This window comes from Hasllibacter sp. MH4015 (assembly GCF_020177575.1).
GTDB lineage: Bacteria > Pseudomonadota > Alphaproteobacteria > Rhodobacterales > Rhodobacteraceae > Gymnodinialimonas.
The window spans coordinates 3,233,048-3,259,352 of the sequence record NZ_JAHTBK010000001.1 but is presented as its reverse complement, the minus strand read 5'-3'; the positions used below and the strand labels follow the sequence as shown (position 1 = coordinate 3,259,352).

Genomic DNA, 26,305 nt, shown 5'->3' with positions numbered 1-26,305 from the left:
CACCCGGCGTCCGTCTAGACCTGCGCCGGTTCCGGCACGAAGCGGCGCGCCCTGCGCTCCCGTCCCAATCCGAAACACAGGATCACGACCGGCAGCAATCCCACGGCGGCGATGACCAGCGATGGCACCGCCGCCTCCCCCAACCGCTCATCCGCCGCCAACCTGTGCGCCTGCACCGCCAATGTATCGAAGTTGAACGGGCGCATGATCAGCGTGGCGGGAAGCTCCTTCATTACATCCACGAACACGATCAGAAGCGCCGTCATCAGGGACGGGCGCAGGATCGGCAAATGCACCCCCCGCAACATGCTGCGCGGCGACCGCCCTAGCGTCCGTGCCACCGCGTCCACGTTGGGGTTGATGGTACTCAAACCCGCATCATAGGCACTAAGCGCGGCGGCCATGAACCGCACGCCATAGGCCGCCACGAGTAACCAGATCGACCCGGTAATCAGCAGCCCGGTGTCAATCCCGAACCGTGCCTCCATGAAGGCATCCAGCGCATTGTCGAAGGCCGCAAAAGGCACGATCAATCCCACGGCGATCACACCGCCCGGCACCGCGTATCCCAGCCCCGCCACCCGCACCGCCGCCTTCGCACCCCTCGTGGGATGCAGCCGCGCGTTGAAGCCAAGTACGACGGCGGCCGCGACCGTGAAAACGGCGGCAATCGACGCAAGGATCACGGAATTGCGCAAGAACCGCAGGTAGCGGTCGGTCAGCAGGTTCTCGAAACTGTCCCATCCCAGGCTCAAGAGCAGCCCCACGGGCAGCAGGAAGCCAAGCAGCACCGGCAAACCGCAAAATGACGCGGCCCCTACGGCCCGCCACCCGGTCAGCCGCACACTCTGCATCGCCTCGAACCGGCGCCCGGCCCCGTGCTGGCGCTGGTCACGGCGCTGTCGGCGCTCCAATGCGGCGATCACAAGCGCCACGATCAGCAGGCACAGGGCCAGTTGAGCGGCCCCGCCACGGTCGAAGAACGAATACCAAGCCTGGTAGATGCCCGTGGCAAAGGTCTGCACCCCGAAATAGGACACGGTTCCGAAATCCGCCAACGTCTCCATGATCGCCAGAAGCGCGCCACCGGCGATGGCGGGCCGCGCGATGGGCAGGGAGACGCGGAAAAACGCGCTCCACGGTCCGTGGCCAAGGGTGCGCGCCGCGATATAGGCTGTCGCACTTTGTTGCAGGAACGCCGCACGGCTCAGCAGGTAGACATACGGATAAAGCACGAGGATCAGCATCAGGGCCGCCCCGCCAAGGGACCGGATTTCCGGGAACCAATAATCGCGCGGCCCCCATCCGGTCAGGTCGCGCAAGGTGGTCTGAACCCATCCCGGGTGATCTAGGAAATCCGTATAGGCATAGGCAAGCACGTAAGCCGGGAAGGCCAGGGGCAGGGCAAGCGCGATCTCAAGCACCCTGCGCCCCGGAAAGCGCGTGGCCGTCACAAGCCACGCCGCCCCCGTGCCGATCACCGATGTCCCAAACCCGACAAGCACGACAAGGGCAATCGTCGTCGCGGTGTAGCGCGGCAAAACCGTCCCCGCGAGGCGAGAGAACGTCTCCACCCCCCCGGTCAGCGCCGCAATCGCCACGGCCAGCATCGGCAACAGGCACACGCCCGCCGCGATCCACGCAAGCGTGCCGAGCCCCAGGGGCGATGGAATGCGGGACGATCTGGCCATAACCTATGCGTTTTTGTCAGGAATGGCCGCGATTGCAAGGGTCAGCGTCGAAAGACCACCGGGAACAAGTCCTCACGCAGGCGGTCGCCGGCCCGCATCCCATGGCCCGGAAAGGGTGGAGAGGTCGGGCCGGCGCGTTCGACGTAGCGCGCATCGTCGCCCACGAAGCGCAGGGAGAAGGCCCGCCTGCGCGTGGCAGCCTCGTTCCCGCGCGCGCCGTGCAAAATCCAGTAGTTGAAGGCGACCGCATCGCCTGGCTCTAACGCCCATTCCGCGATGTTCATGCTTTCCGCATCCGGGTCCGGCACGGGCATATAGGCCTCGTCATCGGGATAGAAATTGTCCTCGTTCAGCCAGCGGGTCGGCACCACCGGCTTGTCCCAGAGGTGAGAGCCGATGACGCAGCGCAGGGACGCTTCCCTGACCGGATCGACCGGTGCCCAGAAGCTCACATTCTGCCGTCCGCCCACGAAATAGTAAGGCCCGTCCTGATGCCATGGCGTCGGCTTGGACGTGCCCGGTTCTTTCACCAGAACATGATCGTGGAAGATCTGCGCATTTTGCGATTGCATCAAATCGGCCGCGACCTCTGCCGCGGGGGAGGTTCGGATGACCGCCTCGAATTCCGGGATGCGCTGCCAGTTCACGTAATCGTCGAAAAAGCGCCCATCTTCACCGGGCATCAGGTTCTCCGCCGCGTGTGGTCCCGGCTCGGCCATGTTGCGGGTGATCCCGGCGCGGATGGTATCCACATGGTCCGCGAACAGGCCGCGGATCACGGTGACGCCGTCGCGTTGGAACGCGGCGACGGTGCTTTCGGTCAGCAGGGGATGCATGTGCGGTGAAACTCCCGGTGTCAGAGGCTCAGAATGGCCCCTTTGCCCGACAAAGTCCGCAGAAATCTGGTCGGGCTGAGAGGATTCGAACCTCCGACCCCCTGCTCCCGAAGCAGGTGCGCTACCAGGCTGCGCCACAGCCCGACCGTGCCGCGCGGGATAGCGGGGGCGGACGCGGTTGGCAAGGGGGATCAGCCGTCGGCGCTTGGTTGCGGTCCGCGCCGCTCACTCGACAGGAACGGGGCGATGCGCAATCCACCGGGCGTTCCCATCCGCGTCCGGGTGCGCAGGACCGGCGTGGTGGTCGACCGCCCGCCGCGCTCCTCCCGCAGAACGATATAGATACCTGATGCTATGATGATGGCCGATCCCGCAAGCGTGGGCAGGTCCAATGTCTCATCGAACAGAAGCGCCCCAAAGATGACCGCCCACAGGATCTGGCTGTATTGCATGGGCGCGACCATCACCGCCGGGGCAGCGCGGTAGGCGTAGATCAGGCACGCGCTTCCCATCAGGGCCAGCGCGGAGATCACGGCAAGCGCCGCAAGGTCCATTCCCGGCATCGGCTGGTAATAGAATGGCATCGCCGCCCCCATCAGCACGAAATTCGCGACCATCGGATAAAGCAGCAGCACGACGGATCGCTCCTCCCGCCCGATCTTGCGCACGATCAGCGAGGCAATGGCGCCCGCCACCGCGGCCAGAAGCGCCGCGCCGTGACCCAGCGACAAGTCCGTGGCCCCGGGTTGCAGCACAACGACCACGCCCACCAGCCCGACCACGACGGCCAGGCCCCGCCGCCATCCCACCGTCTCTCCCAGCATCGGGATCGCAAGGATTGTAATCAGCAACGGTGAGGCGAAGATGATCGCATATACCTGCGCCAGCGGCAGGACCGTGAAGGCGTAGAAGACGCAAATCCCCACGATCACCGACGCCGCCGTGCGCGCCGCGACCCACCACGGATGCCGCGGCCGCAGGTTCGCCCGCTTCTCGTCCCGTAAAAGCAAGATGGTGACGATGGGAAAGCCGAACATGACCGAGAAGAACACGATCTGGAACGGCGCATAGGTCCCGCCAAGGGTCTTCACGAGGATATCGTGGGTGGAGAATATCCCGAAGGCCAGAAGCCCGAGCAGCGCGCCGCGAAGGTTGGGTGTCACGGATCGTCCCTTCCATCTGTTTCAGGTCGAGCGATACTGGACCGACCGACGCGCGCAAGGGGTCAGGGGCAAAGATCTCCCTGCCAGGTGACGGTATTCGCGCCACGGCGGCACAGGTAATCGGTGCGTCGGAAGGTGATCTCCCACATATTGTCCACCCGGTTCAGCACGTATTGCTCCCGCTGCCCGGCCACGGAATCATCGGCAAACCCGGTTTGCGCGACCAGGATCGTCAGCGCACCGAAGAAATCCGTGCTGGCGCTGACCTCGACACCGGGGCGGCCTTCATCATCGGGCGGGAAGCCCTCGAACGCCTCCCGCGCGATCTGCATCGGGTCCTCTATCGTGTCCCCCACGGCATATCCGTCGGCATGGGCGGTCGTGGCCAGCAGGGCAAGGCACAGGGTCAATCGGGCAAGCATGGCAATCTCCTTTGAAACAATAGCGGCAGCCTACCTATTGCGCGAAGCCGTGCAAATCCTCTGCGGCGACGGAATAGTGGACCTTGTCCTTCCGCGCCGCGCCCAGGGCGTCGTAAAATTCCAACGCGTCCGGCTGGAAACTGCCCCATTCCAGGCGCACCGCCCCGATCTCCATCGCGGTTGTCGCTAGGTCGCGCATCAACGCCCTGCCCGCGCCAAGACCCCGCGCATCGGCGGTGACGTACAACTCCTTGAGGTAGATCGCGACCCCGTCCATCGCCGGATAGACCCTGACCCAGGTGGTGAACCCGAGCGCCTCGTCACCCCGCCACGCAAGGTGCGCCGACATGCCACGCGGGGCCGCAAGGTCCGCCACGATCTCCGCCTCGATGTCCGGTCGCGCGGGTCCGGTGCCGTAATGGCGCAGGCAATCGCGGTAGAGTGACAGGAACGCATCCCGGTCCCCCTCCGCGAAGGCCCGGACGCGAATGTCACTCATGCCGCCAGCTTGGCGACAATCGCATCCCCCATCTCCGTCGTCGAAACCGCATTGCCGCCATCCGGCCCCATCAGGTCCGCCGTGCGCAGCCCATCGGCCAGCACCGCCTCCACCGCGCGTTCCAGCCGCGTCGCCTCATCGCCCAGATCGAACGAATAGCGCAACGCCATCGCGAAGCTCAGGATGCAGGCAATCGGGTTCGCCTTGCCCTGGCCCGTGATATCCGGGGCCGAGCCATGGACCGGCTCATAAAGCGCCTTGGGCCGCCCGTTTTCCATCGGCGCGCCCAAACTCGCGGACGGCAGCATCCCCAGTGACCCCGTCAGCATCGCCGCACAATCGCTCAGGATATCCCCGAACAGGTTATCCGTCAGGATCACGTCGAACTGCTTCGGCGCGCGCACCAACTGCATCGCGCCGTTGTCGGCGTACATGTGGCTCAGCTCCACATCGCCATACTCCGCCGCGTGGACCTCGTTCACCACATCCCGCCACAGGATGCCGCTTTCCATCACGTTGGCCTTCTCCATGGAACACACCTTGTTGTTCCGCCGCCGCGCCAGCTCGAACGCAGACCGCGCAGCCCGCGCGATCTCGCTCTCCGTGTAGCGCTGCGTGTTGATGCCGACGCGCTCATTGCCTTCCTTGTGGATGCCCCGTGGCTCCCCGAAATACACGCCCGAGGTCAGCTCCCGCAGGATCATGATGTCGAGGCCCGAGACGATCTCGCGCTTTAGAGACGAGAAATCCGCCAGCGCGTCAAAGCACTGCGCGGGCCGCAGGTTCGCATAAAGGTCCATCTCCTTGCGCAACCGCAACAACCCCCGCTCGGGCTTCACGCTGAAGTCGAGATCGTCATAGGCTGGCCCACCGACCGCGCCGAGCAACACCGCATCCACCTCCTGCGCCTGCGCCATCGTCTCATCGGTCAACGGCGTGCCATGGACGTCATAGGAGGCCCCCCCAACGAGCCCCTCCGACACCGTAAACCCGATCCCCCGCGCCGAGCCGAACCAGTCGATCACCTTGCGGACCTCAGCCATCACCTCGGGGCCAATCCCGTCACCGGGAAGGATAAGCAAGCTGCGGTCGGACATGTTTTGGACTCCCTTATGGCTGAGTTTCGCACCGGGTATCCCGCACATGCCGGAAGTTCAAGCAAGGGTAGGCGAAGCCTGCCCGAGCCCCGGCAGGGTCTTTTTCGCAGAAAAAGATCCCGAGAGGGCAAACACGGACCGTAGGGCGGGACTTGTGTCGCCGCCCCGCCTGCAACAGAGCACCGCCATCGACGGGCCTGGGACTGGCGATCCGAACCTTGGAGCTTGGCACTTTATCCCAGCCAAACCATCGCTCCCTACCAGCGGAGCACCAAGCCCAACCAAATCGCCGGGCCCCGGACAGGCCCGTCGATGGCGGGGCGGGCAAGCCCGCTGTTAACCCGCTGGGTGTGTTGCTCGAACGTCGACCTTGGCCGTTCATGCTGTCTTTCGGCTAAGGCTTGGTTATGGTGCAAATTGGTGTTTTTGACTGACACCTCGATGTTTTGGCTTCGAAGTAAGAGGCACATCCGAAACACTAATTCGCCATGGCTAACGATTGGTCTCAAGAATGAAGTCTTTCTCAAGCGCAGTCGCAATTGTGGTCGCACCAATAATTTCCTTTGCGGGTGGTGCCACTGCTCAATTTCTGGACCCAACATCTGACCAATGCCAAGTCGCCCGACAAATGCCTGTGTTGGATGTTTCGCAGTCCGGTACAGAATTGCGCGGGCCTGATGGCTGTTGCACCGCTGGCCACTTGAACACCTCTGGTATTTTCTATGTGAACCTTTCGGACGACCGATCTTTTTGTTTGTCGGCAAGACATTATTCGCTGCAAAGCCCAGTCAGCTTTTTTGAGGCTCAGGCCGTCTGGGGTGTCGTCGCTAGCCCTGAGATACTGGAGTCAATGACACCTGCTACGGTTCAACTGGCCTCAAGAGCCGCAGAGGTCCTTGAGAGCTGTCTGTCCGCACACTCCGTATACTGTCCAAGCAGGTTTCTTAATGTCGTCAACAATCGTTCCGAAGACTTCATTTTCACTTTGAGTGACGGCGATTTCCAGAATTGGACAGAAGTAGAAGTGTTGTCGTGGCGGGGCAACCTTATTGGCGTGACATCGACGCGTATCGAAGACGGACAAGTGGTTTCACACCGCGATATCCTGGTGGCCGAACCCGTCCAATAGATCGCAACTCACGCCACAAAGGATGGCTTCAAATCGACGGGTATGCTTTCCCCTCACCCACACACCCCGCCAACCTCCTCCGCCAGCATCTCCCACACCGCCGCAACCCTCGGCTGGTGCCTCAACCGCTGATGCGCCGTCAGCCACACGGGCAGCGAGGGCAGTTCCAACTCCGGCATCACCTGCACCACGTCCGGTGACCGCTCGGCCACCACTCCCTGCCCCACACCAACGCCGCACCCGGCCCGCACGAATTCCCAATAGGCCACCTGATCGTCGGTCGTCACCGTGAACCAGTTGCGCGTCACAAGCATCCCCATCTCGCGCATCGCGCGGATGATCCGATCATCGCGGTCGTACCCGACCATCCCGAAATCGCGCAGGTCATCCACGCTTGAAGGCATCCCGTGCGCCTCCACAAACGAGCGGCTCGCGTAGAGCCCCAGCGGCAAATCCCCCAGATGCACCGTCACCGTGTCGAGCTGCGTGGGCCGATACATGCGGAGCGCGATGTCGGCCTCGTGGAACAGCAGGTTCTCGGTTGAATCCGTCGCCACCACGTCCAGCTTGATCGCCGGATGCGCGGCCCGGATATCCGCCAGGATCGGCGGCAGGATATGGGTCGTCACGAAGACCGACGCGGTGATCCGCACGCGCCCCTCGGCGCTGGGCTGTTCGCCGGCGACTTTCAGGGACGCTCGGCTCAACGCCTCCCGGATCTCTCGCGCCTCGGCGATCAGGGTGTCGCAGAAGGAACTGGGGGTGAAACCCCTCTCGTCGCGGAAGAAAAGGTAATCGCCCGCCACCTCTTCGGCGGCGCGGATCAGGCGGCTGATGGTGGGCTGGCTGGTGCCGAGCGCTTTCGCCGCCCCGGTCATGGAGCCTTCTTCCGCCACGGCCAAGATGGCGCGCAGCATGGGCCAGTCGATCACGTTGCTCATTCACAGATGAATAGCAGACCCCAAGATTCTGGCAATTGTTATTCATGAATGAATGATCAACGTGATACCGGAGACCTTGCTAACGGAGAACCAACATGCCCCGCACCGCCCTCATCCTCGGCGCCAATGGCCGCTTCGGCCGCCATGTCGCCCAAGCCCTCCAGCGCCACGGCTGGCACGTCCGCCCTTTCGACCGCAGTAAGGACACCCTGCCCGATGCGGCCATTGGCGCCGACCTGATCGTCAACGCCTGGAACCCGCCTTATTCGAAATGGGCCACCGAGGTGCCGCGCCTCACGGCATCGGTGATCGAGGCCGCCAAGACCTCCGGCGCGGCGGTGATGATCCCCGGCAACATCTATGTCTACGGCACCGACCTGCCGCCGATCCTGTCGCCGGAAACGCCCCACCGCGCCACGCATCCCCTTGGCAAAATCCGCCGCGAGATGGAGCGCGCGTACCGCGAGGCGGGCGTGAAAACCATCATCCTACGCGCGGGCGATTTTATCGACACCGAAGCCTCGGGCAATTGGTTCGACCGCGTGATCGCCACGAAGATCGCGTCGGGCAAGATCACCTATCCCGGCCCCGTCGACGTCCCCCATGCCTGGGCCTTCCTGCCCAATCTCGCCGCCGCGGCGGCCGGACTTGCGGCGCGCCTCGATGATCTGCCGGTTTTCAGCGACCTGACCTTCGACGGCTTCACGATGACCGGTGTTGACCTGGCGGAGGCGCTGGGCCGCGTTGTGGGGAAACCGGTGCGGGCCAAGCCGATGAACTGGCTCCCGATCCGGATCGCCCGCCCGTTCTGGGCCGAGGCGAAGCACCTGCTGGAAATGCGCTATCTCTGGCAGCGCCCGCACCGAATCGACGGTCAGGTATTACGGAACCTTCTGCCGGACCTGCGCGCGACACCCTTGGACGATGCCCTGAGGCAGGCCTGCGCGCCTTTGATTCAGAACGAGACGTCGACCCAAACAAGCCGATGGGCCGATGCCGCCGAAACGAGCTCAACCAGTGGACCATCCGAAGGCCAAAGCACCCCGGCACCGTGAAGCGTGAATGTGCGCGACGGCAGGACGTAGTCTACGCGCAGATCGCCTGGCACCGGATCGTCCCAGTCGACCGTCGCAAGGCCGTTCGCGCCGGAAGGCTCCGGGTCAAGCAGAAGGGGATGACCGAGAAGCGCGCGCAAGGCGGGCCGCAATCCTTCACCTCGCTCCGGATCGACGTTGAAGGTGCCGGTGACGGCGAAATGCGCACCATCGAACGGCGGCCCCTCCGGCGTCCAGCCGTCGAGGTAGAGCTGCCAGAACCGCAGCTCGTCCGCGTTGCGTAACCCGTTGCGATCCTCCGGCCCGTCGAAGACGGGGGGCGTGGCATGGGACATCAGCAGATGGAACGCGCTGTCGGGCCCCAGAACCTCCACATCCCAGGCCCCGACACTGTGTAGGCGCAGGATCGGCAGGGCGGCCTCGGGCGTCACGCCGGGTGCGGCGCTGTCCGGAAGGTCCTGCCACAGGAAGGTCGAGAAATTGCGCACATCCCCAAGCGGGAATCGGGACAGGAGCGCCATGCCGCCTTGTCCGTTGAACCGCCCGTACCCATGGGCATCGCGCGGCTCGTCACTGCGCCCGTTGCCGTCGAGGTCCACACCGGTGGGCCAGCCGGTATTGGGGCGTAGCGTCAGGCGGTGAGGGTAATCCGCCCCGCGACCCGACAGGGCATCGGCCAAGGCCCCCAGCGCCGCGCCGTTTGCATCGAAGTCGATGTCTTGCAGCACCAGCACATCGGCATCGGCGGCGACGATCACCTCCAGAAGCGCAGGAACGGGGTCTTCGCCGCGCAGGATGTCACGCAGGACCGTCCCTGGTCCACGCCCTGTCAGGTCAAGGTGGTAGCTGGCGATGCGGAATGTCTCGGCCGCCGCCGGGCCGCTGAGCATGGCCGAAAGGGCGGCTGCGATCAGGGAACGGAGGACGGGAAAGCCCCATGGGCGTGATCTTCGTCCACGCCAGCCACCAGCCGCGCCCGCCGCGCGCGGATCATCGCCGCGATCCGCAGCATCGCCTGCCCGCGCATGATCAGGCTGAGGGGGAGGAACATCCATATCGTCATGGCCCAGACCAGAATATGCGGCGAGCCGAGGACCGGAACCTCCATCTGGTTGGCCCCCATCACCGCCACCACAGGAATAACGAAGGGACTACAGAAGCCAAAGATAATGTTGACCCGCCCGTCCTGGGTCAGACGGCGCACCACGTCGCCGCCGGTGGTGGGATCGAAGGTCGGCAGGTTGATCCAGACGTTGAAGGCCGCATCGCGGTTGGGCCAGCGACCGGTGCGCATGATGAAGGTGAAAAAGAGCAGCGCGATGGTCGTCACCAGCACCGACAGACCCGCCATGGATTGGATGAGCGCCGCGGTGGCGCTGTTGAGCTCGTCCGGCAGGTGTTCGAGGACAAGGCGCAGGGGGCTGTAGGGAAAATCGAGCGCGCGCCCCACGAAATGGCCGATTGTCTTGACGACGATGGAAAGCGTCGATTCCGACGCTTCATCGGTGCCGACCATGATGCTGAGCACGTAGAGCGTCAGAAACAGAGAGATCACGCGGACCCGGTTGAAGGGCGGGGCGTCGCGAAATTCGATGAGGACGGGGAAGCGGGCAGCGTATTCGACGATCACGAACGCCCCCATGATCAGGCCGATCAGGGCGATCAGCTGTGCGTTCTGGGTCGTTGTTCCGGGGATCAGGATCGCCGGTGTCGCAAGGACAACCATAATGACGATCGCACGCATAAGCGCACCAAACAGCCTTAACAGCACATCTCTACCTCAATGGTGGCGCCGGTTCATGCCGACAGCCTTATTCTGCCTTTTGGCCTGCTTTGCGGTGGGAACCGTCCAATTTCATGTGAATTGGTTTGGTCGCCCCCATTGCAGGCACGATTTTGACACATTCTTGCCCAAATTGCCGGAATCTGGCAATGGCCAAGGGCCCCCGGCGGCGGCATCGCCGGGGTTAAGGGATTGACCTGTCACAGAAATGCATCACCGCACGAAGCGGTCAGACCCAGGGGCGGGCCTGTGCGGCTTCTGCCTCGAACGCCTTGATCGCCGGGGCTTTTTCCAGCGTCAGACCGATGTCATCCAGGCCGTTGAGCAGGCAATGCTTGCGGAAGGCGTCGACCTCGAACGTGATCGTGCCGCCATCTGGTCCGGTGATCGTCTGGCTTTCCAGATCGACGGTGACGACGGCATTGGCCCCGCGTTCGGCATCATCCATCAGCATATCCACCTGCTCTTGCGGCAGGACGATGGGCAGGATGCCGTTCTTGAAGCAATTGTTGTAGAAAATATCCGCAAATGACGGCGCGATCACGCAGCGGATGCCGAAATCGAGCAGCGCCCATGGCGCATGTTCGCGGGAGGAGCCGCAGCCGAAATTGTCGCCCGCAACAAGGATCTGCGCATCGCGGTAGGCGGGCTTGTTGAGCACGAAATCGGGGATCTCGTTGCCGTCATCGTCGTAGCGCATCTCGTCAAAGAGGTTCACGCCAAGGCCCGAGCGTTTGATCGTCTTCAGGAACTGCTTTGGGATGATCATGTCGGTATCGACATTGATCAGTGGCATGGGTGCGGCGATGCCGGTCAGCTGGGTGAACTTGTCCATGGGGCGCTCTCCTTGACGTCGTGGGAGGGATTAGCCCGTCCCGTTGCCGCCGACAAGATCACTCCGGCACCGCGAAGGTCATGTTCGCCCAATGGGTGATCCAGATCGCATCCCCTTCCTCCGCAGGTTCCACCGCTTGAAGGAACACGGCATCGGCCATGTAGGTGACGCCCGGCTCCACCGGGAGGGTCACGATGCCGTCTTCGTCCGTGCGGTGCAGCGTGATCGTGATCTCGCCGTCCGCGTCCTCGGCGAACAGCTCCACCTGGTAGTCGGGTTGCAGCGCGTTGTCGTACCAGAGCTCCATCTGCACCCCACCGGAGATGTCGTCGGTATAGGGATTGGTCAGCGCCACCAGTTCCGTGACCATGCCGACGCGACTGTCTTCCCCGGCCCCACCGCCGATCGCCACTAACGATTTGGCGTAGCGGATGTAATCCTCCGTCACGTCCTCCTGGCTGAGGCCCCTGTCGGCATGCATGGCGGTGACGTCGCCCAGATCCTTGTGATCGGCGAAATTCAGGAACCGCTCCCATTCCGACCAGGTCAGTTGGTTGGCGGTCGTCTGATGGACGATGACGGCAAGGCCATCGGACAGGCCGTCCATCGCAAGGGCGGGAATGTCGCCGAAGCGCCCCTCCACCGGCGTGATCGCCTCACCCATGCGCACATCGAAGGTGGTGAAGTTGCGGGGAAGATAGCTCATCGCGGCGCCCGAGAATTCCTGCCCTACGCGAAGATCGGCGGCCAGCGTGTCACCGGGTGCGACCGTGAAATCAACGGGATCAATCCAGAATTCATGGGCGCCGGCCTTGCCAGCCACGGCCAATGCCGCAATGGTCAGCGCCAGATAGACGGGTTTCATATCAAGAGGGTCCTTCCGATGGGTCGGTTCAGCATGCTGCGGCAGGTGCTGCTGTCAATGGCACTTGTCTTCACGGTTTTGCCAGCGTCCGCGCACGAGGTTCGCCCCACCATCGCCGATATCGAGGTTGGCCAGACGCAAATGACGATGTCGATGCGCGTCACGCTGGAGGCGCTGATCGCGGGTATCGACCTGACCGCGGTGGGCAACACCGACGACGCGCCGGAAGCGCAAATCTACGATCAACTGCGCGCGCTTGAGCCCGATGCGTTGGAGGCGGCCCTGCGGGAGGCATGGCCCCGGATCAGCGAAGGCTTCATCGTGCAATCGGGTGGTACCCGGGCGCCGACAGAGATCCTGTCGGTTCAGATCCCGCCGGTGGGTGACGAGGAATTGCCACGGGATTCCATGCTGACGATCGGTGCCGACCTTCCGGACGGGGATGCCGGTGTTCAGGTCGGTCTCGCTCCGCAATTCGGCACTTTCGTTCCGCGCCAGACCGGCGGCGGGGAGGAGGCCTATGAAGGGTTTCTGTTCGGGGGCGAACTGACGCCGGAATTGCAGCGCCAGTCCGGTGGGGCAGGCGATGGCGGCTTCGCCGTCGGACAATACGCGGCGCTTGCGGCGGGCCTGGTGCTTGCGCTGGTCGCAATCTGGGTGATCCGGCGGCGACGCGCCCCGTGACCCGCCGCGCCCCGGCCCCTGCATGAGCTTCCTGCGCGACAATGCAAGGTGGCTGGCCACCGGGCTTCTCCTGTCGTTCGGGTCGTCCTTCGGACAGACCTATTTCATTTCGCTCTTCGCCGGAGAGATCCGGGCCGAATACCGCCTGTCGGACGGACAATGGGGCGCGATCTACACAATGGCGACCCTCACCTCCGCGGCGCTTCTGATCGCGTTCGGCGGGTGGGCCGACACTGTGCGCCTGTCGCGGCTGGCGGTGATCGTGGTGTCGGGACTTGCATTGGCGGCTTTACTGATGGCCGTGGGCCAATCCGTCGGATTGCTGGTATTCACCGTGTTCCTGCTGCGGTTTTGCGGGCAGGGCATGATGACCCACATGAAGGCGACCGCCATGGCGCGCTGGTTCGTGGCGACACGAGGCCGGGCGATGGCGATCACCAATCTCGGCTTTCCGGTGGGCGAAGTGCTTTTGCCGCTGCTGGTGATCGGTAGCGTCGCGATGATCGGCTGGCGGGCCACGTGGGGCGGGACGGCGCTTGTCATCCTATGCGTCCTGATCCCCACCTTGGTCGTGCTGCTGTCCCAGGATCGCGCGCCGAAAGGATCGAATGGGGGGCGGGGTGCGCCGGGGCTTCACGGGCGACACTGGACGCGGTCCGAGGTTCTGTCTCACCCGTTGTTCTATGCGTTCATCCCGTTCCTCCTGACCCCCGGCTTCATCGGCACGGTCGTATTCTTCCACGCCGTTCACGTGGCGGAGGTGAAGGGATGGGACCTGATCGACCTCGGCCCCAGCTACGCGACCTATGCGATCGCCAGCGTTGCGGTAAGTTTCGCCTCCGGCAGCTTGGTGGATCGGTTCGGGCCCGCGCGTCTCTTGCCGTTCGCATTGGTCCCCATGGCGCTTGGCATGTTTCTGATTGGGCCGGTGGAGACGCCTTTGGGATGGGCCGTGGCGTTGGCCTTGGTGGGCATCACGCAGGGCACCGCGGCGACCCTGGGCGGAACGCTGATGCCGACACTGTTCGGAACGGATCACCTTGGATCGGTGCGGGCGATTGCGACCGCGATCATGGTCGTGTCGACCGCCATCGGGCCGGGGTTGACCGGGTGGATCATCGACCTTGGCATTCCCTATCCGGATCAAGGCGTGGCGCAGGGGTTGTGGTGCCTTGTCGTGAGCGCGGGGATGGTGCCGGTGATGCTGTGGACGGCGCGGCTGCAAAACGAAGAACGGGCGCCCGGTTAGGGGCGCCCGCGTAATGTCAGCCTTGGCGTGGGTTATTCCCAGCCGACATCGTTGAAGATCTGCTGTGCAAGCGGCACGTTGTTGGCGACCACGGCGAGATCGACGTCATCGGCCTCCCACTCGCCCAGGGCCATGACCGACTCGGCCACCGGGACGCCTTCGACGACCGGGTATTCATCGTTGCCGGCGCTGAAATATTGCTGCGCCTGGTCGGAGGCGAGGTATTCGAGGAACGCCACGGCGGCCTCTGCATTGGGCGCATTGGCCGCGACACCGCCGCCCGACAGGTTCACATGGGCACCGTTGCCGCCCTGATCGGGGAAGACCCAATCGATATTGGCGCGGTCGGCTTCGTTCAGGCCATCGACGTCACGGCGGATGGCGCGCGCGAAGTAGTAGGTATTGGAGATCGAGATGTCGCATTCGCCCGAAACGAGGCCGCGCAGCTGGTCGGTATCACCGCCCTGGGGGTCACGGGCGAAGTTGTTGACCATGCCCGCAGCCCATTCGCGCGCCGCTTCCTCGCCATGGTTTTCGATGATCGCGCTCAGCAGGGTCTGGGAATAGACGTTGCCGGAGGAGCGGTGGCACACCATCCCCTCATAGGCCGGATCTGCGAGGTCCATGTAGGTCTGCGGCGGCTCCGCGACATCGGCGCTGTCGTAGAAGATGATGCGCGCGCGTTGGCTGAAGCCGAACCACAGGTTGTCATCGTCGCGCAGGTTTTCGGGGATACGCTCGGCGAGAGCCTCGCTTTCCACGGCTTGCAGGAGGCCCAGATCGGCGGCGCGCTGCAGGCGGGATGTATCGACCGTCAGGAACACGTCGGCGGGGGAATTCGCGCCTTCTGCCTCCATCCGGGCGATCAGCTCGTCCGCGTTGCCCTCGATCCGGTTGATCGTGATACCGGTCAGGTCGGTGAAGTCGGAATAGAGACGTTCATCGGTCTCGTAATGGCGCGAGGAATAGAGGTTGAGTTCCTGCGCCTGGGCCGCGAGGGCGGTGGAGACAAAGATCGTGGTGCCCAGAAGGACGGTCAGCGTGCGGGTCATTTTCAGCTCCCTGGATGTATCTGACTAAAACAGTCAGGTGCTTTGAAGCGCGTCTTCCGTGGGCCGTCAAGCCTTTTCCGACAAAAACGATCAGACTCCCGATGTCACGCCATGTCTGGACCCCGCCCGATGAAACCGCCAAGGTCCGGTCAGCAAATGGGGGAGGGGTAAGATGCGCGTGGGCTTGGCCTTCCTGATCGTGGCCTATTGTCTGAGCCAGTTCTACCGCGCGTTTCTTGCCGTCCTGGCACCTGCGCTGCAATCGGACCTCATGCTCACCACGGGCCATCTGGCCACGGCGTCGGGCCTTTGGTTCGTGGCCTTTGCCGTGATGCAACTGCCGGTGGGGTGGGCGCTTGACACGATCGGGCCGCGCTGGACGTCGTCGGTGTTGTTCAGTGTCGGAGCGGTGGGGGGCAGCGTCGTTTTCGCCATGGCGCAGGGGCCCGGCGCGATCATCCTGGCCATGGCGCTGATCGGCATCGGTTGCGCGCCGATCCTGATGTCGAGCTATTTCATCTTCGCGCGCACGTTTTCCGCGGCGATCTTCGGCACGTTGGCCGGTGTGACCGTCGGCGTCAGCTCGCTCGGGAACCTGCTGTCCGCCGCACCGCTCGCCAGTTTGGTCGAAGCCTATGGCTGGCGAGAGACGTTGTGGGCCACGGCCGCCTTCACGGCCATTATCGCGCTGGGGATCGTCTTGTTCGTGCGCGACCCGCAAAAGCCGGAGGGGGAGGCGAAAGGGTCGTTCGCAGAGCTTCTGCGCATCCGCGCGCTTTGGCCGATCCTTGTGGGCATGTTCATCTGCTACGCGCCGATGGCGGGCATTCGCGGCCTTTGGATCACGCCCTATGTGACGGAGTTCTTCGGCGCCACCCTGTCACAAGTGGGCACGGCGACGCTGGTCATGGGGCTGGCGATGGTCACGGGGAGTTTCCTTTACGGGTCCGCCGACCGGATTGTGGGCACGCGAAAACGCGCGGCGATTGGCGGGAACCTGATCGTCGCCGCCATGTGCCTCTGGCTTTTTGCAGCGCCGCCATCCGGCCTTCCGCTGGCCATCGGAATTTTTGCCATCATTGGCCTGTTCGGCGCGTCCTATCCGCTGCTGATGGCCCATGGGCGCACGTTCCTGCCGCCGCATCTGACGGGACGCGGCGTGTCGCTGATGAACCTGTTCGGTATGGGCGGGGTAGGCGTCATGCAATTCGCCAGCGGGCCGACCTATGCCACGCTCAGCACCAACCTGGGGGCTGAGCCCGCCTACGGGGCGCTGTTCGCGATCTTTGCGGCGGCGATCCTTCTGGGGCTCGTCGCCTACATGTTCTCGAAGGAGAGGCCGGACTAGGCGGCCTTGCGACGGCGATTGCGGCGCGGACGCCGGGGCTTGCCATCTGCATTGGTTTTGGGCGCGCCCTGCGATTTGCGCTGACCGCCACCACCACCGCCACCGCCGCCACGACGACGCCCGCCGCCACCACGCTGGGGCTTTTCCACCTTGACCGGGTCGGGCCGCGTGCCGCTGGCCACGGGGATGGAGATTTTCATCAGCTTCTCGATCTGGGTCAGCAGATCGACCTCCTCCGCGGAGACAAGGGCGATCGCCTCCCCCTCGCGCCCGGCGCGGGCGGTGCGGCCGATGCGGTGGACGTAATTGTCGGGGGTGTCGGGAAGCTCGTAATTGATGACGTAGGCCACGCCGGGAATGTCGATGCCGCGTGCGGCCACGTCGGTCGCCACCAGGATCTTCACGGTGCCGTCCCGGAACGCCTTGATCGCGCGGTCGCGCTGACCCTGGCTTTTGTTACCGTGGATGGACGCCGCGTTGAAGCCATCGGCGACCAGGCCCTTCATCAGCTTCTCACAGCCATGCTTGGTGCGCCCGAAAACCAGCACCAGCGCCTCGGGGTCCTTGCGCAGGATATCCCGCAGCACGGCGCCCTTTTCGGGCTTGGACATGAAGCGCACGCTTTGCGTGACCTTGTCGGCGGCCTTGCCGGGGGGAGAGACCTGAACCCGCTTGGGGTTGGTCAGATAGGCGCGCGAAAGCTCCTCCATCTGTTTCGGCATGGTGGCCGAGAACAGCATCGTCTGGCGTGGCGTGCCAAGCGTGGGCGCGATCTTGCGCAGCGCGTGGATGAAGCCGAGGTCGAGCATCTGGTCCGCCTCGTCCAGGACAAGGTGCTTCACGGTGCTCAGGTCAATGGCGCGGCGGTCCATCAGGTCCATCAGGCGGCCGGGCGTGGCGACAAGAATGTCGGTGCCGCGCGACAGGGTGCTGATCTGGCGCCCGATGCTTTGGCCGCCCACAACCGTTGCCACCTTGATCGGCGTGTTCTGGGTGAATACCCGCAGGCTGTCGGCGATCTGGTTCACCAATTCGCGGGTGGGTGCGAGGATCAGGGCACGGGCCGTCTTGGGCTCGGGCTTGCCGTGGAGCGCCAGAAGATGCTCCATCAGCGGCAGACCGAAGGCCAGCGTCTTGCCGGTGCCGGTCTGCGCAAGGCCAAGGATGTCATGCCCGTCCAGCGCAAGCGGAATCGCCTGGTTCTGGATCGGGGTCGGCTCGGAAAAGCCGGCGGTTTTGAGCGTCTTGCTCAGGATCGGCTTCAGGCCGAGCATATCGAAATCGAACAATTCATATCCTTTCGAGTTCGCGCGGATGAGGCACGAACCGAGGGTTCACCGCATATCCATGCGGTTTGGCTAGGATGCGACCGGGCGGCTCATCCGCCGATCGTCAGAGCCCTGCGTGATGGGGTTCTTGGAAATCTGTCGATGCCGAGGGTCCATTTTTGCGGACGACTGCTCACGCGGCAGTGCAGCATCTGTGAGTGGCACATGGCGTAGGTGGGGCTGCAAGTCAAGGCCGCCCTCGGATCACGGGTGGTGATGGCACCGTTCAGCGATCTTGGTCCCACCCCTCTTTCCATGGGCGCGGGGTTCCATTATGTGCCGCCACATCCCAACAAAGGATAAAGATCATGGGCTATAAAGTCGTCGTCGCGGGCGCCACCGGCAATGTGGGCCGCGAAATGCTGAATATCCTGGCCGAGCGCCAATTTCCCGTCGATGAGATCGTGGCGCTTGCATCGCGCCGCTCGCTCGGGACGGAATGCAGCTTTGGCGACAAGACGCTCAAGACCAAGGACCTCGACACGTTCGATTTCACCGGCTGGGACATCGCGCTGTTCGCCATCGGATCGGACGCGACGAAGAAATACGCGCCTCTCGCGGCCAAGGCGGGGTGCATCGTGATAGATAACTCCTCGCTCTACCGCTACGATCCGGATGTCCCTCTCGTCGTCCCGGAGGTTAATCCGGAGGCGGTGCACGATTATTCCAAGAAGAACATCATCGCGAACCCGAATTGTTCCACCGCGCAGATGGTGGTGGCGCTGAAGCCGCTGCATGATCGGGCGAAGATCAAGCGGGTTGTCGTGTCCACGTACCAGTCCGTCTCCGGGGCGGGGAAGGACGGCATGGACGAGCTGTGGAACCAGACCAAGGGTATGTATGTCCCGGGTCAGGAAGTGGCGCCATCGAAATTCACCAAGCAGATCGCCTTCAACGTGATCCCGCATATCGACGTTTTCATGGATAGCGGCGACACCAAGGAAGAATGGAAGATGGTGGCGGAGACGAAGAAGATCGTCGATCCGTCGATCAAGGTCACGGCCACCTGCGTGCGCGTGCCGGTCTTCGTGGGCCATTCCGAAGCGATCAACATCGAGACGGAGGATTTCCTCGACGAGGAGGAGGCCCGCGACATCCTTCGGGAAGCGCCGGGGATCATGGTCGTCGATAAGCGCGAGGATGGCGGCTATACCACGCCCGTCGAATGCGCCGGCGATTTCGCCACCTTTGTCAGCCGCATCCGGCAGGACGTCACCATTGAGAACGGCCTCAACTTCTGGTGCGTGTCCGACAATCTGCGCAAGGGTGCCGCGCTCAACGCCGTGCAGATCGCGGAGACGTTGGGCAACCGGGTCCTGAAGAAGGCCTGAGATTTTTTTCGGCGCGGGCCAAGGATTTCCCAACGGCCCGCGTCCTACCCTTATCAACGGCCTTGGGCGTTGGTAGGGGAATCCCGTTTTGGCAGGGTGAACCGGACCAGCGAACATGGCCGCCAACCCAATTCCAAGGACCCTGATTTCATGACCCGATTTCTTTTGAGCACCGCGCTTTGCGCCACCCTTCCGCTTGTCGCCCATGCCGATGACATCGTGATCCGCGCCGATCTGGCGGAGGCGATTGTCTACGGTGAAGGCGCCGACGTGACCCGGATGGGGGAAGTTGCGATCCCCGCCGGGCGTCATCGCCTGCTGATCGCGATGCCGGACCTCGATGCGGCGATGCTGCCGCAGGTCACCGGACCGGACGGCGTGCGCTTCGGCCCGCCGCAACCGCTCTACAATCAGCCGTTGGAGGACGGGGCGCTGGACGATCCCGCCCAAGCCGCCGCGCGCGCTGACCTTGAGGCCGCCGAGGATGCCTTGCAAGCGGCGCAGGATGCGCTTGCGGAGGGCGATGCCCTGATCCGCGCAGTCGAGACGCAGCAGGCTTACGTGGCCGCCATCCTGCGCGGCGGGGAAAACGGCGTGGCGATGCCCGATGATCCCGCGCTGGTGCCGCAATTTCTGTCAACGCTCGGGGCCGAGACCGCACGTTTGGCAGGCGAGTTGCAGGAGGCCCGCGTGGACCGCCGGGATATGGCGGAGGCCGTGACAGACGCGCAGACTGCGCTGGCCAACGCCAGCCGCGCCTTGCAGGATTTGCGCCCGTTCGGCCCGCAGATCAACGTCTTCGCCATCGACGTCAATGCCGCGGAGGATGTGACGGGCGAGATCGCGTTGAGCTACCTCACGGGGTCTGCGTCTTGGGCACCGAGTTACGAACTCAACCTCGACACCGAGGCGGAGGCGCTGTCGGTCGACCGCTACGTGACGCTGCAAACCTTCGGCGCGGCGCGGTGGCAGGACGTGGCCATCACATTCTCGACCGCCGCCCCGTTTCGGGAGCGGGAGCCGAGCGCGTTATTCCCGCGTCCCGCCCGGCTGATCGCAGCGAACGAGAGCGGCGTCGGGCGCTTCGCCGAGGGCGAGGCCCTTACGGACGCGGCCCCCGCACCCATGGCACAGGGCGGATTTGCCGTTGCGGTCGAGCCGGTCGTTATCGTGGAGGAGGTCGCCGTCACCGCCGCTTTCGACGGGCTGTCGATCACCTATGCCTACCCTACGCCGGTCACAATCGGCACCACGAACCAGGTGCTGCTGCCCTTCGATACGATCGAACTTGCGGTGGAGACCGAAAACCGCGCCGTGCCCCGCTTTGATGAGACCGCGTTCCTTGTCGCGCTGACCGAGAACGAGACCGGGGAGCCGATCTTGCCCGGAGAAGCGATCTTCTACCGAGACGGCGCGTTGATCGGCGACGGCTACCTGCCGATGATCCCCGCGGGCGCTGAGGCGGAGATGGCGTTCGGCGCGCTCGACCACCTGCAATTGCGCTGGATCGACCGGTCGCTGGCGGAGGGGGATCGGGGGCTGTTCGTGTCCTCCAACACCCAGGCCCGCGCGCTTGCCTTCGGCGTGGAGAACACAGGGACCGAGCCGGAAAGCGTTCGCATCATGTACGCCACACCCTTTGCCGAGCAGGAGGATCTGGAGCTGGACCTGACCCTGACACCGCGCCCGACCGAAGAGGATATGGACGACATGCGCGGCGTCCATGTTTGGGACATGGACGTGGCCCCGGGTGAGGAAACGCTGATCGAGATGCGGGTGGAGTTCGAATTCCCCGAAGGCCAACTGCTCGATTGGCGTCCGTAATCATTCATCCTCGAACAGGATCGGATCGTCGTCGTCCGACGGCCACGCGGTACCCGGGTCTGGAAACAGGCTCGGGTGTCGGCTTGATCGGCGGGCGGGTCCATTCAGCACCCGGTCCGCGACATGGGTGTGGGAATGGCCCGGAAACGGTGCCCCGAACCGGCGCACCAGGTCGGCATAGGCCCATCCCAGTTCCGACGCCTTGCAGATGCGGGCCGCCGTCTTGGTGGAATAGAGCGCCAATCCGCCGCCACGCTCCCGAAAAGTGAAGCCGTGCCGCGCAAGTCGCGCTTGCAGGTCTTGCCATCCGGTCGCCTGGGCCAAATCAGCTGCGAGGCGCGCCCGGATGGGCGCGAGGAGGTCATGCCGCTCCTCCGCCTGGACGGGCGTCCTCGCCGCGTCGCCGATCAAGACCTGAGATAGCAGCCGGGCCGCTTCAAGGGACGGGGATCGACCGGTGTTTCGCGCCTTCGTGCGGAGGGCCGAGAGCACCTCCGGCGGCAGGTCGAGCAGGATCGGGGCATTCATTTCCATGCCCCAGGCTCGGACGATTCCGGTTAACGCGGGGTTAAGTCAGCTTTCGACCGTCTCTTGCAGGCGGGCGAGGCCGCGTTCGTAATCGGCACCGACCCAGCGATCCATCATCAGGCCGAACCATCGGCCCACCGGCCCGCCGCCCATATCCGCATCCAGACCCCAGACGACACGGGTACCGTCCCCGTCGGGCGCAAGTTGCCACCATGCATCCGCCGTGCCCATGTCCCCGAAATCCAGCGCGGTCATCACGCGCTCATTCTCCACCACATGGGTGATCTCCTGGCGTCCATTACCGACATTCGGATGTTCGGACGTCCATTCCATGACGTTGCCGACGCCGGTCTCGGGGCCCGAATAGGTCACGACCATGTCGGGGTCGTAATCGCCCCAAGGGGACCATTCCGCGAAAGCCTGAAGCGAATTGACGTGGGCGAACACATCCTCGGGTGGGGCGTCGATCACGATGTCCCGTTCCACGACCACCTGGCGGGGCAAGAGCATGCCCACGACAGCCAGCACTGCGACAAGGGCGACAAGCCCAATCAGAATGTTTCGGATCAAGCGCATCTTCGCCTCCCCCCGGTTCAATGCATCGGGGGACAGACTACCACAGGTTGCGTCAATCGGGCCAGATCGCGCGGAAATGGGTCAAAACCGCTCCGCCCGCAGGACTTCGCAATCGCTGACCGTGATGACGCCGATATGCTTTTCAACCACGGCGAAGGCCTTGTTCAGCAAATCGTCGATCTTGTCGGGGGAGATGATGCAAATCACCTGCACCATGCCCTGACCGCGCCCGATCTGGCCCTCGCGGCTCCAATTGCCGGAACGTCCGCCGCCGGCCAGAACCGGAAGGATGGAATAGCCCGTCACGCCGGCTTTTTCCATCGCGTCGGTCAGGCGTGATTGCATCACGGCTTCGATGATGACGGCGACGCGTTTTGCCTTGTGGGTCTGCATGGATCAGCCTCCGGTCACGTATGTGGCGACCGCCAGATAGAGCGGGATGCCGAGGGTCAGGTTGAAAGGGAAGGTCACGCCAAGCGAGAGGGTGAGGTAGATCGAGGGGTTCGCCTCGGGCAGGGCCACACGCATCGCAGCGGGCACGGCGATGTAGGAGGCCGATGCGCTGAGCGTCATGAACAGCATCACGCCGCCGGGGCTGAGCCCCAGAAGCAGGCCCGCCGCCAGCCCGAACGAGCTGCCGATGACAGGCATGAGAACGCCGAACAGGAACAGCCCGGGCTTGAGGACGCCGCGTGCCTCTCGCAGGCCCCGACCGGCGACCAGCCCCATGTCCAGAAGGAACAGGCACAGCACGCCCTGGAACGGCGTGACGATGAAAGGCGCGATCAGCTCCAATCCTTCTGGCCCGGTGATGCAACCGATCAGAAAGGAGCCGACCAGCAGCACGATGGAGCCGTTCAGCAGGATTTCCCGGATCAGGCCCGCATCCATTTTCGCGGCCCCCTTGTCGTAGCGCGCGATCAGCCAGAGCGCCGACAGGATTGCGGGTGCCTCCATCACCGCGGCGACGGCAACCATGTAGCCTTCGGACTCCATACCGCTGGCCGTTATCACGGAGGAGGCCGCCACGAAGGTCACGATGGAGATGGAGCCGTAATGCCCCGCCACCGCCGCCGCATCGGTGACGGAAAGGCCGGTCATCACCCGCAAGAGCGCAAAGGCGACCATCGGAATGGCGAAGGAAAGAACGGTGCCCGCGACGAGCGACAGGATCAGCGTGGCGTCGATCCCGTTGGCCGCGACCGCGGCGCCGCCCTTGAAGCCGATGGCAAACAACAGATAGATCGACATGCCCTTGGCGATGGCCTCGGGGATGGACAGGTCGGACCGGGCGAAGGCGGCAAGCAGCCCAAGCGCGAAGAACAGGATGATCGGCGACAGCAGGTTGTCGGCGGCCAATGCCAGCATTCCGTCCATCAATCTCCCCTTACGTCACCTGAATGAGCGTTCTTTGGCACAGATCATGCGGGGGCGAAATGCCGGATGCGTCCGTCGAAGGTTTCCAGATCCATATCCGCGATGTCGGCCCACAGCCCGTGCAGGCTGACTGTTCCGGCGTCCACGGCCTCGCACACGAAGGGGTAGCCCAGTAGGTTTTCGAGGCTCACGTGAATGCCCTCCTTCTCCAGCGCGGTCTGGCGATCCTCGGGGTTCTCGATATCGGCCACGACCTCGTATCCCGGGCGCAGGACGTCGAGCCACCGGCCGATCAGGCTTTCATCCGCGTCGAATTCTGGCGCATCGCCTTCACACATCGCAATGCAGCCCGCGACACCGCCGCAGCGGGAATGGCCCATCACCAGGATATGTTCGACCCTCAGGTGCTTGACCGCGAATTCCACCGCCGCGCCGGTTCCGTGGTGGTTGCCGTCGGGCGTGTAGGGCGGGACGAGGTTGGCGATGTTGCGATGCACGAACAACTCTCCGGTACGTTGCCCGAAGACCGAATTGATCGCCACGCGGCTGTCGCAGCAGGCGATAACCATGGCGCGGGGATGCTGTCCTTCATCGGCCAGCTTGCGGAACCAGTCGCGATTTTCCGGGAACGACGTCTCTTTCCAATCCTCGAACCGTTCCAGCAGATAATCCGGCAGCGATTTGACGCGGTGCATACTAGTCCCCCGATGGCTTGGCCTGGTGTTAGCCTGAATTCCCGCCAAATTGGAGGCGCTTTTCGTCCCCGGATCAATCGTTTCTTCAGGGAGTAGGGGCAAACCGGGGCCGTCATCGTACGCGATGGGCGTCCTGTGGTGGGGGCGGAGGAAAGTGGAGTGAGAGATGATCCGGACATATGGGGCCAGACGGCACCCCGATATTGCTGAGTTGCGGCCCGAAGAACCCGCGCGGTTCAATCCCGACCGGCTGGAGGAACTGTGCCACAGCATCGGAGAGGTGCGCGCCGAGGCGGAAGTGGCGCTGGCGTTGCACCGCGTGTCCGAGATGCTGCCGCGCCTGCCGGAATTGTTGCTGACGGATGCTGTCCGCTTCTCCACCGGGGTGGAGCAGATCATCGAGGATGCAGAGCTGATCGGGATGGCCAGCCTCGCCAATGTCGCGCAAAACGTGCTGGATTCCTTCACCCGCCACAACGAAGTGGCGCTCGCCGCGACCCTTGCCCGGCTGGAGCGGGTGGGCGAACGTTCCATCCTCGCCGTGTGGGATCTGGAGGATCTTTCGGGATGATCCGGCCTTGCAGCGCAGGACAGTGACGCTAGGGTGACGCCACTCGAAAAAGGTGCGCACCCCCATGCCGATGACGTTTGCCGAGCCGAGCTCGGTCGCCCTTCCCATTGTCCTTGTCAGTCCCGACGCCTGTGAGGACACGCTTTCGAGCCTTCCGGATGAGCAGGCCGAGTGGGCCGCGTTCCACGACTTCAAAGGGCAAATCGGCCGCGCGCTTGTCCTGCCCGGCCCGTCGGCTGTGCTGATCGGCACCGGTACTGAACGGGACCGTGCCCGCAAACGGTTCGCAATCGGCGCCGCCATCGCCGCCCTTCCCGAGGCCACCTACAAGATCGACGCGTTGCCCGACGGGCAAGCGGAGGAGATCGCCCTGGGCTTCCTGCTCTCCCGCTACCGGTTCGACCGCTACAGGGCGCAATCCGGGCCGAAGGCGCGGTTGGTCGCGCCGGACGGTGTCGATGCCACGCGCCTTGAAAGCATTGCCGCGGCGGAGGCGTTGACGCGCGACCTGATCAACACGCCCGCCGAAGATATGGGTCCCGACGCACTGGAGGCCGCGGTCCGCGACCTGGCTGTAGCCTTCGGGGCGGAGATGCGCACGATCGAGGGTGCCGCCCTTCTGGAGCAGAATTTTCCGCTGATCCACACCGTCGGGCGTGCCGCCGCCACGGCGCCGCGCCTGATCGAAGTGACATGGGGCAGCGAAGGCCCGACCCTGACGCTTGTGGGCAAGGGCGTGTGCTTCGACACCGGCGGCCTGAACCTCAAGCCCGGCGCGTCGATGGGGATCATGAAGAAAGACATGGGCGGGGCGGCCAATGTCCTGGGTCTGGCGCGCATGATCATGGACAGTGGGCGCAAGGTGCAACTTCGCGTCCTGATCCCGGCGGTTGAGAATAATGTCGCGGGCAATGCGTTTCGCCCCGGCGACATCTACACCGCCCGCAACGGACTGAGCGTGGAGATCAATAACACCGATGCGGAGGGGCGGCTTGTCCTGGCCGATGCGCTGGCGTTCGCGTCTGAGGCCGCTCCCGATCTGCTGATCTGCATGGCGACGCTGACCGGGGCGGCCCGTGTGGCCGTCGGCCCGGATATCGCGCCGTTCTACACCGATGACGAAACGCTCGCCGCCGCTTTGTCCGCCGCCGGTGCCAGAATTGCCGATCCCGTCTGGCGCCTGCCCTTCCACGACGCCTATGAGCCGATGATCGAACCGGGCATCGCCGATCTGGACAATGCACCGTCGGGTGGGATGGCCGGATCCATAACCGCCGCGCTGTTCCTGCGCCGCTTCGCCCCGGTGCCGCGCTTCGCCCATATCGACATCTACGGCTGGCAGCGCGCCAATGCGCCCGCCCGTCCCAAAGGCGGTGTCGGGCAAGGTATCCGCGCGCTGTTCGATGCCCTACCGGAGGTTCTTTGA

27 protein-coding genes and 1 tRNA gene are annotated in these 26,305 nt (G+C 64.1%); 9 read left to right on the top strand and 19 right to left on the bottom strand.

Going from position 1 to position 26,305, the window contains the following annotated elements:
* Positions 1–14: 14 nt before the first annotated feature.
* The 7 genes from KUW62_RS16710 to leuB form a co-directional block, all read right to left on the bottom strand.
* Positions 15–1,691, bottom strand: coding sequence for an iron ABC transporter permease (locus tag KUW62_RS16710; RefSeq protein WP_224816599.1), 1,677 nt, complete (start codon positions 1,689–1,691; stop codon positions 15–17).
* A 41-nt stretch (positions 1,692–1,732) separates the two neighbouring features.
* Positions 1,733–2,527, bottom strand: a complete 795-nt coding sequence (locus KUW62_RS16705; RefSeq protein WP_224816598.1) for a phytanoyl-CoA dioxygenase family protein — start codon at positions 2,525–2,527, stop codon at positions 1,733–1,735.
* Positions 2,528–2,594: 67 nt separating this feature from the next.
* Positions 2,595–2,671 (bottom strand) — tRNA-Pro (locus KUW62_RS16700).
* A gap of 47 nt (positions 2,672–2,718) precedes the next feature.
* Positions 2,719–3,690 carry a DMT family transporter gene (locus KUW62_RS16695; protein WP_224816597.1) on the bottom strand — a complete coding sequence of 324 codons (972 nt, stop codon included), beginning with the start codon at positions 3,688–3,690 and terminating at the stop codon, positions 2,719–2,721.
* Between the two features lie 62 nt (positions 3,691–3,752).
* Positions 3,753–4,112 (bottom strand): hypothetical protein, encoded by a 360-nt coding sequence (locus KUW62_RS16690; protein WP_224816596.1) that lies wholly within the window; start codon positions 4,110–4,112, stop codon positions 3,753–3,755.
* Between the two features lie 34 nt (positions 4,113–4,146).
* Entirely contained in the window at positions 4,147–4,611 is a 465-nt protein-coding gene (locus tag KUW62_RS16685; protein ID WP_224816595.1) for a GNAT family N-acetyltransferase, read from the bottom strand.
* Positions 4,608–5,708, bottom strand: a complete 1,101-nt coding sequence (leuB, locus tag KUW62_RS16680) for a 3-isopropylmalate dehydrogenase (RefSeq protein WP_224816594.1) — start codon at positions 5,706–5,708, stop codon at positions 4,608–4,610. Before leuB ends, KUW62_RS16685 begins: the two co-directional genes overlap by 4 nt.
* Before the next feature lie 700 nt (positions 5,709–6,408).
* Between leuB and KUW62_RS16675 the strand changes: the two genes are divergently transcribed.
* Positions 6,409–6,837: a hypothetical protein gene (locus KUW62_RS16675; RefSeq protein WP_224816593.1), complete on the top strand. Its 429-nt coding sequence runs from the start codon at positions 6,409–6,411 to the stop codon at positions 6,835–6,837.
* A 53-nt stretch (positions 6,838–6,890) separates the two neighbouring features.
* Here KUW62_RS16675 and KUW62_RS16670 read toward each other — a convergent pair whose 3' ends face one another.
* Positions 6,891–7,778 carry a LysR family transcriptional regulator gene (locus KUW62_RS16670; RefSeq protein WP_224816592.1) on the bottom strand — a complete coding sequence of 296 codons (888 nt, stop codon included), beginning with the start codon at positions 7,776–7,778 and terminating at the stop codon, positions 6,891–6,893.
* A gap of 95 nt (positions 7,779–7,873) precedes the next feature.
* Here KUW62_RS16670 and KUW62_RS16665 point away from each other — a divergent pair, with 95 nt between their 5' ends.
* The gene (locus KUW62_RS16665; RefSeq protein WP_224816591.1) at positions 7,874–8,833 is read left to right on the top strand and encodes an epimerase; all 960 of its coding nucleotides are present in this window, start codon (positions 7,874–7,876) and stop codon (positions 8,831–8,833) included.
* On the opposite strand, the gene KUW62_RS16660 is transcribed toward KUW62_RS16665, so the two are convergent.
* The 4 genes from KUW62_RS16660 to KUW62_RS16645 form a co-directional block, all read right to left on the bottom strand.
* A complete protein-coding gene (locus KUW62_RS16660) occupies positions 8,734–9,723 on the bottom strand; it encodes an endonuclease/exonuclease/phosphatase family protein (RefSeq protein ID WP_224816590.1) in 990 nt (329 codons plus the stop codon). The genes KUW62_RS16665 and KUW62_RS16660 overlap by 100 nt on opposite strands.
* Before the next feature lie 20 nt (positions 9,724–9,743).
* A complete protein-coding gene (locus tag KUW62_RS16655; RefSeq protein ID WP_224816589.1) occupies positions 9,744–10,577 on the bottom strand; it encodes a hypothetical protein in 834 nt (277 codons plus the stop codon).
* Between the two features lie 268 nt (positions 10,578–10,845).
* Positions 10,846–11,451, bottom strand: coding sequence for a 3-isopropylmalate dehydratase small subunit (gene leuD / locus KUW62_RS16650; protein ID WP_224816588.1), 606 nt, complete (start codon positions 11,449–11,451; stop codon positions 10,846–10,848).
* A gap of 58 nt (positions 11,452–11,509) precedes the next feature.
* On the bottom strand, positions 11,510–12,316 hold the full coding sequence (locus KUW62_RS16645) for a DUF4198 domain-containing protein (protein WP_224816587.1): 807 nt from the start codon (positions 12,314–12,316) through the stop codon (positions 11,510–11,512).
* Positions 12,317–12,334: 18 nt separating this feature from the next.
* On the opposite strand from KUW62_RS16645, the gene KUW62_RS16640 reads away from it, so the two are divergent.
* Complete coding sequence (locus KUW62_RS16640) at positions 12,335–13,000, top strand: hypothetical protein (protein WP_224816586.1); 666 nt, start codon at positions 12,335–12,337, stop codon at positions 12,998–13,000.
* A gap of 22 nt (positions 13,001–13,022) precedes the next feature.
* A complete protein-coding gene (locus tag KUW62_RS16635) occupies positions 13,023–14,249 on the top strand; it encodes an MFS transporter (protein ID WP_224816585.1) in 1,227 nt (408 codons plus the stop codon).
* Between the two features lie 32 nt (positions 14,250–14,281).
* Here KUW62_RS16635 and KUW62_RS16630 read toward each other — a convergent pair whose 3' ends face one another.
* Positions 14,282–15,301, bottom strand: coding sequence for an extracellular solute-binding protein (locus tag KUW62_RS16630; RefSeq protein ID WP_224816584.1), 1,020 nt, complete (start codon positions 15,299–15,301; stop codon positions 14,282–14,284).
* A gap of 172 nt (positions 15,302–15,473) precedes the next feature.
* Between KUW62_RS16630 and KUW62_RS16625 the strand changes: the two genes are divergently transcribed.
* A complete protein-coding gene (locus KUW62_RS16625; RefSeq protein ID WP_224816583.1) occupies positions 15,474–16,649 on the top strand; it encodes an MFS transporter in 1,176 nt (391 codons plus the stop codon).
* Here KUW62_RS16625 and KUW62_RS16620 read toward each other — a convergent pair.
* Entirely contained in the window at positions 16,646–17,938 is a 1,293-nt protein-coding gene (locus KUW62_RS16620) for a DEAD/DEAH box helicase (protein WP_224816582.1), read from the bottom strand. The two genes, KUW62_RS16625 and KUW62_RS16620, sit on opposite strands and share 4 nt — an antisense overlap.
* 347 nt (positions 17,939–18,285) lie before the next feature.
* Between KUW62_RS16620 and KUW62_RS16615 the strand changes: the two genes are divergently transcribed.
* Entirely contained in the window at positions 18,286–19,308 is a 1,023-nt protein-coding gene (locus tag KUW62_RS16615; RefSeq protein WP_224816581.1) for an aspartate-semialdehyde dehydrogenase, read from the top strand.
* Between the two features lie 150 nt (positions 19,309–19,458).
* On the top strand, positions 19,459–21,132 hold the full coding sequence (locus tag KUW62_RS16610) for a DUF4139 domain-containing protein (RefSeq protein ID WP_224816580.1): 1,674 nt from the start codon (positions 19,459–19,461) through the stop codon (positions 21,130–21,132).
* Here KUW62_RS16610 and KUW62_RS16605 read toward each other — a convergent pair whose 3' ends face one another.
* The 5 genes from KUW62_RS16605 to KUW62_RS16585 all read right to left on the bottom strand — a co-directional run bounded on the left by KUW62_RS16605 (position 21,133) and on the right by KUW62_RS16585 (position 24,308).
* Positions 21,133–21,666, bottom strand: coding sequence for a relaxase/mobilization nuclease domain-containing protein (locus KUW62_RS16605; protein WP_224816579.1), 534 nt, complete (start codon positions 21,664–21,666; stop codon positions 21,133–21,135).
* 39 nt (positions 21,667–21,705) lie between these two features.
* The gene (locus KUW62_RS16600; RefSeq protein WP_224816578.1) at positions 21,706–22,236 is read right to left on the bottom strand and encodes an SRPBCC family protein; all 531 of its coding nucleotides are present in this window, start codon (positions 22,234–22,236) and stop codon (positions 21,706–21,708) included.
* Positions 22,237–22,317: 81 nt separating this feature from the next.
* Complete coding sequence (locus KUW62_RS16595) at positions 22,318–22,629, bottom strand: transcriptional regulator (protein ID WP_224816577.1); 312 nt, start codon at positions 22,627–22,629, stop codon at positions 22,318–22,320.
* Positions 22,630–22,632: 3 nt separating this feature from the next.
* Positions 22,633–23,613 carry a sodium-dependent bicarbonate transport family permease gene (locus KUW62_RS16590; protein WP_224816576.1) on the bottom strand — a complete coding sequence of 327 codons (981 nt, stop codon included), beginning with the start codon at positions 23,611–23,613 and terminating at the stop codon, positions 22,633–22,635.
* 44 nt (positions 23,614–23,657) lie between these two features.
* Positions 23,658–24,308: a carbonic anhydrase gene (locus KUW62_RS16585; RefSeq protein WP_224816575.1), complete on the bottom strand. Its 651-nt coding sequence runs from the start codon at positions 24,306–24,308 to the stop codon at positions 23,658–23,660.
* A 166-nt stretch (positions 24,309–24,474) separates the two neighbouring features.
* Between KUW62_RS16585 and KUW62_RS16580 the strand changes: the two genes are divergently transcribed.
* Both KUW62_RS16580 and KUW62_RS16575 read left to right on the top strand, forming a co-directional pair.
* Positions 24,475–24,879: a hypothetical protein gene (locus KUW62_RS16580; protein ID WP_224816574.1), complete on the top strand. Its 405-nt coding sequence runs from the start codon at positions 24,475–24,477 to the stop codon at positions 24,877–24,879.
* Between the two features lie 64 nt (positions 24,880–24,943).
* Positions 24,944–26,305, top strand: a complete 1,362-nt coding sequence (locus tag KUW62_RS16575) for a M17 family metallopeptidase (protein WP_224816573.1) — start codon at positions 24,944–24,946, stop codon at positions 26,303–26,305.